The organism is Palleronia caenipelagi (assembly GCF_007004065.1).
GTDB classification, from domain to species: Bacteria; Pseudomonadota; Alphaproteobacteria; order Rhodobacterales; family Rhodobacteraceae; genus Palleronia; species Palleronia caenipelagi.
The window spans coordinates 17087-26319 of the sequence record NZ_VFSV01000026.1 but is presented as its reverse complement, the minus strand read 5'-3'; the positions used below and the strand labels follow the sequence as shown (position 1 = coordinate 26319).

10 protein-coding genes are annotated in these 9233 nt (G+C 62.4%); 1 reads left to right on the top strand and 9 read right to left on the bottom strand.

Annotation, left to right across the window (positions count from 1 at the left end; all coding sequences use genetic code 11):
• Nucleotides 1-96: 96 nt before the first annotated feature.
• The 9 genes from FEV53_RS13555 to FEV53_RS13515 all read right to left on the bottom strand — a co-directional run bounded on the left by FEV53_RS13555 (nt 97) and on the right by FEV53_RS13515 (nt 7238).
• Nucleotides 97-378, bottom strand: coding sequence for a DUF5658 family protein (locus FEV53_RS13555; RefSeq protein WP_142835358.1), 282 nt, complete (start codon nt 376-378; stop codon nt 97-99).
• Nucleotides 379-424: 46 nt separating this feature from the next.
• A complete protein-coding gene (locus FEV53_RS13550) occupies nt 425-685 on the bottom strand; it encodes a hypothetical protein (protein ID WP_142835357.1) in 261 nt (86 codons plus the stop codon).
• Nucleotides 682-2313, bottom strand: a complete 1632-nt coding sequence (locus FEV53_RS13545) for a phage portal protein (RefSeq protein ID WP_142835356.1) — start codon at nt 2311-2313, stop codon at nt 682-684. The genes FEV53_RS13550 and FEV53_RS13545 overlap by 4 nt, the downstream gene beginning before the upstream one ends.
• A gap of 134 nt (nt 2314-2447) precedes the next feature.
• On the bottom strand, nt 2448-4421 hold the full coding sequence (locus FEV53_RS13540; protein ID WP_142835355.1) for a phage terminase large subunit family protein: 1974 nt from the start codon (nt 4419-4421) through the stop codon (nt 2448-2450).
• On the bottom strand, nt 4421-5107 hold the full coding sequence (locus FEV53_RS13535; protein ID WP_142835354.1) for a hypothetical protein: 687 nt from the start codon (nt 5105-5107) through the stop codon (nt 4421-4423). The genes FEV53_RS13540 and FEV53_RS13535 overlap by 1 nt, the downstream gene beginning before the upstream one ends.
• Before the next feature lie 177 nt (nt 5108-5284).
• On the bottom strand, nt 5285-5551 hold the full coding sequence (locus tag FEV53_RS13530; RefSeq protein ID WP_142835353.1) for a hypothetical protein: 267 nt from the start codon (nt 5549-5551) through the stop codon (nt 5285-5287).
• A 73-nt stretch (nt 5552-5624) separates the two neighbouring features.
• Nucleotides 5625-6353 (bottom strand): hypothetical protein, encoded by a 729-nt coding sequence (locus FEV53_RS13525; RefSeq protein WP_142835352.1) that lies wholly within the window; start codon nt 6351-6353, stop codon nt 5625-5627.
• Complete coding sequence (locus tag FEV53_RS13520) at nt 6346-6621, bottom strand: hypothetical protein (RefSeq protein WP_142835351.1); 276 nt, start codon at nt 6619-6621, stop codon at nt 6346-6348. The genes FEV53_RS13525 and FEV53_RS13520 overlap by 8 nt, the downstream gene beginning before the upstream one ends.
• Before the next feature lie 14 nt (nt 6622-6635).
• A complete protein-coding gene (locus FEV53_RS13515; protein WP_246100824.1) occupies nt 6636-7238 on the bottom strand; it encodes a phage tail protein in 603 nt (200 codons plus the stop codon).
• A gap of 635 nt (nt 7239-7873) precedes the next feature.
• Between FEV53_RS13515 and FEV53_RS13510 the strand changes: the two genes are divergently transcribed.
• Entirely contained in the window at nt 7874-9019 is a 1146-nt protein-coding gene (locus FEV53_RS13510; protein WP_246100823.1) for a Hint domain-containing protein, read from the top strand.
• Nucleotides 9020-9233: the final 214 nt, after the last annotated feature.

Sequence of the window (9233 nt, the reverse complement as noted above, 5' to 3'; positions counted from 1 at the left end):
AATACTCCTGAAGACATGAGAAGGCAGCCCCCTGCCCGATGGGCGGAGGCTGCGGGACGACCCGCGCGGGCGGCGTGGGTGGACGGGAAAGGGGTCCTAGCGGACGAGCCTGTAATTGTGCAGCGCGACCAGAGCGGTGAGACCGGCCACAGCCCAGACAATGATCGGAAGCCCGGCGCGCAAAGCCAGCCAGGCGGCCAGACAGGTGATCACCAGCTTGACCACGATCCACCCATAGCGCCCGAAACGGCGCATGGCCCAGGCGACAATGGGATTGCCCTCGCGCTTGCCGTGCCGCAGCGCCCGAAGCGTTGTCAGCACATCGGCCAATTGCGCCATCACGAAAGCGATCAGGCTCAGAAGTTCATGAGTCGTCATAGCGGCATCCTCCCGGAGGGTCGTCTGAAGGTCGAGGGGCCTGAGGTCAGGTCCAGCGGATGGTTTTGGCAAAGCGGGTCCGACGCCCCCCGCCGGTCTTGCGACGGCAGGCGGTCTCGTACTCGGTGATCAGCGCCTTGAGATCATCAAGCCGCGCCCGCTGGAAAGTGACTTCCTCCCCGTCGATCCGGACGGTCTCGCGCAACTGACCTGCACTCAGCCGGATCCGGACCTTGCGCAGGGCGTTGGCCATAGCGCAGGGATCATCGAGGCTCACCAGCTCCTGTCCGACTTTCATCGTGCTCATGGGGTGGCCTCCATCTCGCCGGTTTCACCTGCCCCGGAACGCGGCGCCTCCGGATCCGGGATCGCGGCGCGCGGTGCGAAGGGCGACGGCATGTCGGCCTCCACGTAGCGCTGGTGCTCCCGCCGCCGCTGCTCAAAGAGCTCGTCAGGATCCTGCCCCAGATCGCCGGTTTCGATCGCGATCGAACTGGTGCCATTGGCCAGACGCTCACTCGAGGCCCGGGCGGATTTGTAATCATCCGCCGTGGGTTTGGCCGGTCCCTGCCAGCTCGCCGCCGTCACCGCCGCGCGCCGGGCCCGGAAGGCCGGGTAGCCACCCTTGAACGGGATGCGGCCTTCGCCGATCTCCTCATCAAGCCAGTTGCTATAGACCATCTGGCAGATCGGGGTGGCGATCCGTTCGCGCCGCCGCATCACCACCGCCCAGACCGAGGCATTCTCCATCCTGACGCTCGAATAGGTGGCCGCCGTGTGATCCATGGTCAGCCCGCCATAGGTGATCCCGATCGTCCGGGCCATGTCGCGCGCAAGGCTGTTGGAGAAAGGCAGGAAGTCCTGCCCCGGCACCTTGGCAGTCTCAATCCCGAGCTTCTCGCCCGGTCCCAGATGGGAGACCCGCGGATTGCCGTCCACAGACAAAGTACTGTCATGCGCTCTCTGGAACTGCGTTCCGAGAAAGTCGAGATACTGCTGCGCGTAGCCCGCCCCATCAAAGCCATTCTTCCCGTCCGTGCTTTCCTTCAGAACCTCCAGCGCCTCGAACGCGTCCTGACTCGGCGTTTCACTGGTCAGGGTCACCGCGAAGATCGTTTGCAGGATCGCCATCTGCAGCGTGGCATCATCGAGCATCTCCGCCTGGATGTGCTTGCGGAAGGCCGGAGCCAGCAGCGAGATGCCGCGCACATCCGTCGCATCCATCGGGTCAAACACATGCAGCACCAGCGGGCGCCCATCGGCATCCCGCGCCGCATAGTCGCGCCTCGCCTTTTGTCCCTGCGAGCTGGTCTCGAAGCGATAGGAGACCGGGCGCCCCTTCTCGTCGTGACCCACCCCCTGAAAAAGACGCTCCAGCGGGCTTGTGTCCTGCACCAGCCGCGACGGGGGCACGAGGCAGAGCTTCGTGCCGGTCACGATCCCATAGCGCTGGCGCTCGGCATCAGAGAAGAAGTCAAACACCCCGGTGGCCTCGCCATAGGCGATGTGCCAGCGCAACGCGATATCGACCATCTGCGGCCCGGTGAGCTTGCCCCGCATGTCGCATTCACGGGCGTCATACCAAAACCGCCGCCAGCGCTTTTTGACCAGCCGGATCCACGCGGCCGTCTCCGCCTCGTTATAGCCGAGACCGCTGAGATCGGGATCCGGTGTCAGCGTCAGCCCCACGCCCACCGTATCGGCCAGCACCTGATCGGTCGCGCCCTTCAGCCGCCCGCTATTCTGGATCAGATCCATCGCCAGCCCCGCCGCCCGGGACCACGACCGCCGCACATCGTCGCGGTGATGCGTGAGCGGAGCCACCCGAGACCCGATCACCCGGCTTGTCGTGTCGCGCAGATAGCGGGCGGTCGGACGCGGGCGCGTCTCCGCCGCCACAAGCGGCGTGCCGTCGGGTTTGATCAATCCGCTCATGTCATCCCTTCGAAAGTTCGGTGGCGGCTGGATTTGAACCAGCGCTGAATACCAACCTGACTGGCGCCACCTGGTCGGCGTCGGCTCTCCGCTGGCCTATGTGTTCAGCCAGAAAGTCATCGGAGCATCCTCCGTCACCGCGTTCTGTTTCTCCACTTCGCGCGGGCCAGTTCCCGGTCGCGCTCCGCTGCACTGGGCGCGGCCTCGTTCTCGGGTTTGGCCGGCTCCGCCTGCGGGCGCGCCGCCATCAGAAGATCCTCGAAGTCGCCCTGCACATCTTCGGGTGGGCATTCGCGCTCGGCCATGAGCCGGTCCCATTCGCTGTCCGGCAGGTTGCGCACCCCGAGCCGGATCGCCGCCGCCTCAGCCTGCAGGTGGGTGTCGAGCCCTTCATTGGCCTGACTGGGGTCCTTCACCCACAGATATCGGGTGAAGCCGGACTTGGCCTTCTGCGCCTTGCGGGTCTCTGCGGTCAGCTGCCGGAAGAACTCGTCTTCCAGACCTTTGGGCAGGGCGATGAAGCCCCGCTCCTCCGGATCGCTCTTCTTCAGGTTCCGATAGAGCCCCATCTTCAGCACCGACGATGCGAAGTTGAAGAACCGCCGGGAATACCGCACGAGCTTGCCGCGCCGGTTGCGCTCTTTCTTCACCTGCGCCAGGAGCGGCGCGCTCTCGGGATGCACACCCCGCACCATGATGACGCGGGAGGCCGGGTGCTTGCGCGCCCAGTCCCAGACGTCCTCCGTATAGGCGTTGCCGTCGATGGCCAGCAGATCGATCCCGACCTTCCGGCCATAGGCATTCCGAAAGCCTTGCTTCAAAAGCCCGCTCAGTTTGCTCTGGCAGCCCTCCTCGGAGATGTGGCCTGCGAAGACCCCATATTCGACCACCGCCCGGCGCTTGTTCTGCCCCCAGGCCACCACCTGCCATTCGACCCGATCCCCTTGGCAATCGACGCCGCAGGTCAGGAGCGGATAGCCCGCCGGGATTGTCCCATGGGCGTAATCGGACTCGGAGGCCCGGTCGCGCAGATCCTCCCAGGGCGGTGCCTCGCCCAGAACCCGGTAGGCTTTGCCCACCACATCATTCCAGAAGGTCTGCTCCTTCGGAGGATCGCCCTTCGCCGCCAGCCAGTCCCGCGCGATCTGCTCAAACCGCTGCAAGAGCGAATAGGCCGACCAAAGATGGAACGACCGGTGATAGCGCTTCATGTTCGGGTTGCGCGCCACCCAGCGGGCGCGGCGCAACATCTTCGGACGGTTGAACTCCTCGATCGACGCGCCGCAGATCTCACAGGTGAAGTGCGCCCGCTCGGGTGCCTCTTCATCGAGGCTCGCCAGCATGTTCTCCCATGTCAGCACCTGATAGTGCCCGCATTCGTCATGGGGGCACGGGACCTCCAGTTCCTCCTGGCTGCCCGCCTCATAGTTCTTCGTGATCCGGCAACCCGGAACGACCATGGGCGTCGAGATCTTGAAGATCTTCGCGAAGTCCACGCCCCGGCTGCGGCTGTCCGCCTGCGTTTCCGGATCGCCTGCGGCATTCATATCCCACTTGGCAAGGTCATCCTGAACCTGCCGGGCCATGGTCACCTGCGACAGAGACGCTGGCGAGTTCGCGCCCGAGATCTGGATCGCGCCACGCCCGTCGCGGCGTTCCTTGTAGAAGACCGAGTCGAGCCCGTCGCGGGCCTTCATCGGGAAGATCTTGCGCAGCGCCGAGGTGCCCTTGAGCATCGGCGCCAGCTTCATCTTCGACCACCGCCGGGCGTTTTCGTCGGTCGGGTGGACATAGAGGAAATCAGCCGGGTCCATATCCATCGACCCGCCCGTGAAGATATTGGCCAGCACCGTCCCGCCCAGCTGGGCCGACTTCGCGAGCGTCACGATCCGACAGGGATCATCGGGCGACAGGGCACCGAGGATCTCGTCAAAGTAGCTGAACCGCTCCCGGTTATAGGGGCCCGGGAATTGCGGGCTTTCCCGCTTGGAGAAGACAATGTTGTCCTGAGCCCATTGCAGATAGTCGACCGGCGCCGGCGGTTGCAAGACATCGGCCAGCACATCATGGGCCATCCATTCTGCATTCGTGACCATGACGTCGAGCATCAGTCGACTTCTCCCAGTCTGGCCTTTGCCTCGATCGGCGTCGCCTCGGCGCGCGCCTGCTCTTTTCGGGCCGCTTCCGAGCGCACCGTGCGGAAGTGATCCCGCATCAGATGCAGCACATCGCGCTGAGGCACGTCGAACTTCTCGGCGACCTTCGACGCAAAGTCCGGCAAGGCGCCTTCGAAGATCTGCAACATCGTCCCCGCGATCCGCGCCATCTGCGTCCGGGCGTCTTTAGCTGAGAGCAGCTCGCCTTGCAGCTTGGCTTCATCCGCCGCCTGAAGGCGGTTGCGCCGCAGCTGCTCTTCGAGCCGAGCCCGCTTCAGCTGGGCCTCGACCGAGTCCACCAGCGGCACCGGTGCCGGCACGTCGGGCGCGGTGTTCGGCTCGTCCCTGCGATCTTCATTGGGCTCGGCAGATTTGGGCGTCGGTGGGGTTGCCGCTGCTGCCAGGTCCCGGCTGCCCTGCGATGTCCGCGTGGCGATCCCGTTGCCCAGGGACTGACCAATATCGCGGTTGCGCCGGATTTCGTCGATCGCCACCGGCACCCGGATCCTGGCCTTCCGTCCCGTCCCTTCGAGCGCGGCGTCAGAGAGCGTGCCGCGTTCGATCCACTTGCTGACCGCAAACCGGCTCACGCCCATATGGGAGGCGAATTCGGTCTTTGTCATCAGATCGACATGCACGTGACACCGCTCCCTTTGTTGACACGGATTGTTGACAAGCCCCCGGTTTGTTGACGCTTTGCAAAACCGGTCTGACTGCCGAACCCTCGGGCGGCCTAGCCACCGCGTGCTGTCGCGCAGGGGTACGGTCCCTAGACCGTGGCCCACCCGATCAGGCGGCGATGTCCCCCATGGGGACTACGTCGAGGACTGGTTCCGGCCCGAATAATTCGCGAAAGCCTCTTCGAGGTTGCGATCCAGATGCGCCGCCCTCAGCCCGGGGGGCAATCTGACATAGTCGCCGATAATCGCGGCCGCCAAACGCAGGGCGTGCTCAATATCTGTCGCAATCACAGTTTGGCCGCCCCCGATGTCGATCGCGCGCATCCGATAGAGATGCGTTTGCCAGCAATACCCCCCCGGCTGAAGCCGCATCCAAGTCTGGTTCGTATGCTGCATGCTCACTGGCCCTCAGAAGGTTTGTGCCCGGTATGCGATCCACACGACCGGACAAGAAAGTTGGAACTGAGCCACCCGATCAGGCCGCGATCTCCCACTTTTCAATGAACCCGGCCTCGATCGACGCGACGGCATCAGGTGTCAGCGGGTCCGCAAAGGCGCCGACTTCGCAGATGCCACCCCGCCAGGACCGCCCGCCGGGATTCTCCACGTGTTGGAAGCCGACCGCCGCCAGGGCCAATCGAGCCGAGGCCTCGGTGATGGCGGAAAACCGCAGAACCGAGAGCGGCAGCGGCAGCACTTTCTTTCCAAACGCCCCACCGTTCCGGGAGACCCTGGGCACGAGAACCCCGTCATTGGCGCTCGCCAGATCCCCGGAACCCGAAAACCCCACAGCGGTGCAGTCCAAAGTCGCGGAGATCGAGGAAAAGAGTGCGATGTAATCCGGCCAAACGGTCGCGGTGCCGTCCCCAAACTGACAAACGACGAACAGCTCCGAGACCAGAGCATCCTGCTGTAGCGTCAGTCCGCGATTGTTTGGACCGGACGGCCACATCAGCGCCGGGCGCCCGCCGGGCAAACCACTGGGATCATAGGTCGGGCCACCGTCACCAACCTCAAACAGACCAGGACCGCCGGTTTTATTTGCAGCGACCGCAATCGGGCCAGTTCCGGGCGTGAACGTCTCTGGCGATGCCGCATCGAACCAACCAATCAGGCCGGGAAAGGCATCAAGTCGAAACGCCGCCCCCTTGGCGCGGGCCGGGAGGCTGGAAGCCAGCCCCCGCAAACCCAGCGGACTACGCATGATCAACCCAGACGGTCGAAGAGCCCGCACCATGAAGATTGCGCGCCCAAAGCCGTGCATGTCCGCCGGAATACTCCATCATCACGCGCGCCCACTCCCCTTGGCCGTAATCATAGCGAAGCCCCTGATCCTCTTCCAAAGGCTGCGCGCCGGCAGCGCGGATCTCGACCTGTCCGGCCACGACCTGAAAAGAGACCGTCGAGGCCTCGGCATTGGTCAGCTCAGTCCAGTCCTTGCCCACCGGAACATGTTCCTGATCCCGCGCCATGTCGCCGCTCCTTGCTAATGCGCCAGCAGGCGCGAGATTTCATGATCGAGACGGCGGGGGAGCGTGCTCTCAACCGTCCGGCTGAAGGCTTTTGCACTCGCGCCCGAGAGCATCTCCACCGGGATGAAGACACCGGAGGTGATTTTCTCCAGCTCTGTCCGCCCCCCGGTTCGCGCAAAGACGTGACCGTGGCTCCACGAGATCTCCTTTCGTGGCCCCGGCCAACGCCCGCCACGGAAGAATGATTCCGCGAACCAGTCCCAACCGCGACTTTGGCCGAGGTAAGCCCGCACGCCATCGTCGGTCTCGCGCCTTTTGAAGTATTTCAGCGAAACGTCTCCGCCCGCCGCCCGCAATTCATAGTTCAGGTCGCGCCAACTCGATCGCTTCACCTGGACGGACCGACGAATGAGCTGCTGTGGCAGGCCAACCTGAGCCGACAGTTTCTTCACGACCTGTGTCCGAGCCATGTCGCCTGTGCGGTTGATCGCACGGTTGACCGCTTTCGGAGCATCATCGCCAAGGGCGCCCAGCATATTACCGAAGCTGGTGAGACCTTTGACGTCTACATCGCCGACACGGATCATCGCCGCCTCCGTCACCTGCACTTTGGACATGAAAAAGGCCCGCGCTTTGCAGCCGGGCCGTTGGACACAGTGATCTCATGCGTGATCTTCAGGTTTCCACTCACCTAAATCACGACGTGTGGCGCTATCGAGCACTCACCCCACCTACTCGGTCTAGCTGCATGACGCCGAAGCACTTCCGCCAGGGACTCGGTATTAGTGGCGCCCAATTCGTATTCCCCGCCGCCTCAATTCGTCAACAAATTTGTACGGCGTTATGCATCAAACGCAGTAAGACATTGCCAAATGATCCCCGACCAGGGAGCAAGGTCGAGTGTCACATAGGCGCAATCCTCGCTGAGCGTCCGGTATTCCCCCCTCTGTTGCGGCACCGGTCAGAGCGGGAATGCTGGACGGTCGCTATTTGTCGCCGGGACACGAGACTTAAAAATAGCTCACCCTATGGCGTACCAATAATCGCCTGCAACCTACGGGCTGCTCAGCGCCAGATCCTGATCGCTGACCTGAACCGCCAAACCGGTTCGGGCTTGTCGATCACAGAAACCTCATAATACGTCTGATCACGATAGGAGAGGTACCCTGCTACTCAGATTTGTGCCAGAAGGCGCGACGGTTTCAGATTGAGGCCGCCACACTGAGGCTATGTAGGGTTAACGTGATACGCGATGGCACTGGTACAGTACAACTATGATGTTTGGGATCTCGGCACGTTATCGTCCTTAGGGATTGCTGGAATCGAGGATCTCAGCGGCACCTTCGTCGATCTGAGTACCTGGGACGACACGACATATCAGCTGCAGGACGACACGCTGGGGCCACAGGTTTCAGACTCTCAGATCATGGACACTGATGATCTCGGTCCTAATGACGGCCCGACCTGGACTCCGACTGCCGACGAAGGCGTTTTGGTCAATGGAACCAATCTCATCCAGATCGAGACACATGTGGAGTTCACGAATACTCTCTTTACCATGAATAACGGCAGCGGGCCGATTATCTTCAACTTCAACGTCCGAGGCCAGGAGTTGGTCGACGGGCGGGTGCAACTGACGCTTCGCGATACGGATCTGCAAACCCTGCAGGGCGCGGGATACACGCGGGCGGATATTCAGAGCATTCAACTTGGCTTTGTCCAGTATTACCGCCCCCTTGAGCCCGAACTGGTCGACGCCCCCTGGGTTGCTTGCTTTGTGGCGGGTACGCTGATTGCGACCGATAATGGCGAGGTTCCGGTCGAGCAACTGCGCGAAGGCGACTTGGTCTTGACCAAAGATAATGGACCAAAGCCAATCCTTTGGATCGAAAGCACCACCATCCCGATTGGTACTGGCCCGGACTCAGAGCAGTTGGTACCCGTGCGCGTCAACGCGGGTTCGTTGGGCTGCGGTCTGCCAAGACGTGACCTTGAGGTGTCGCAGCAACACCGGATCGTTGTAAAGTCCGAAATCGCGCGACGGATGACAACTACGGACGAAGTGTTGCTGCCAGCGAAGAAACTACTGGCTTGCGACGGTATCGAATTGGCGTCGGAACGTGAAACCGTAACCTATGTTCATTTTCTTTTCGACCAACACGAGATCGTCTGGTCCAACGGCGCTGAAACGGAATCCCTTTTCACCGGGCCCGAGGTTCTGAAGTCTGTTTCTCCCGAAGCCAGGCTGGAAATCCTGACTCTCTTCCCCGATCTGGTAGAGCAGCCGACCGCCTCGTCAGCCGCTGCCCGCAAAATCCTTTCAGGACGACGGGCTGAGAAATTGGTTCACCGCATCACGAAGAACGGAAAACATATCTATAGCGAGCGTGCTGCATAGAAAAACTCGGGGCGCATTCGCACGTTTGCCCGCCCTTTCCGATGATGAACTCACAGGACGATCGACCTAGGTCAGTCATCCGGGTGGAGAGGGCGATGGCGATCAGGGCCTCGGGTGTCTGGGTCCCCATATTTCGGCCTCGTAGCTCAGGTCCCGTCACTGCTTGTAGCGGCCGATCTGAGCTTCAACACGTAAGCGCTGACCGTAGCCGGTT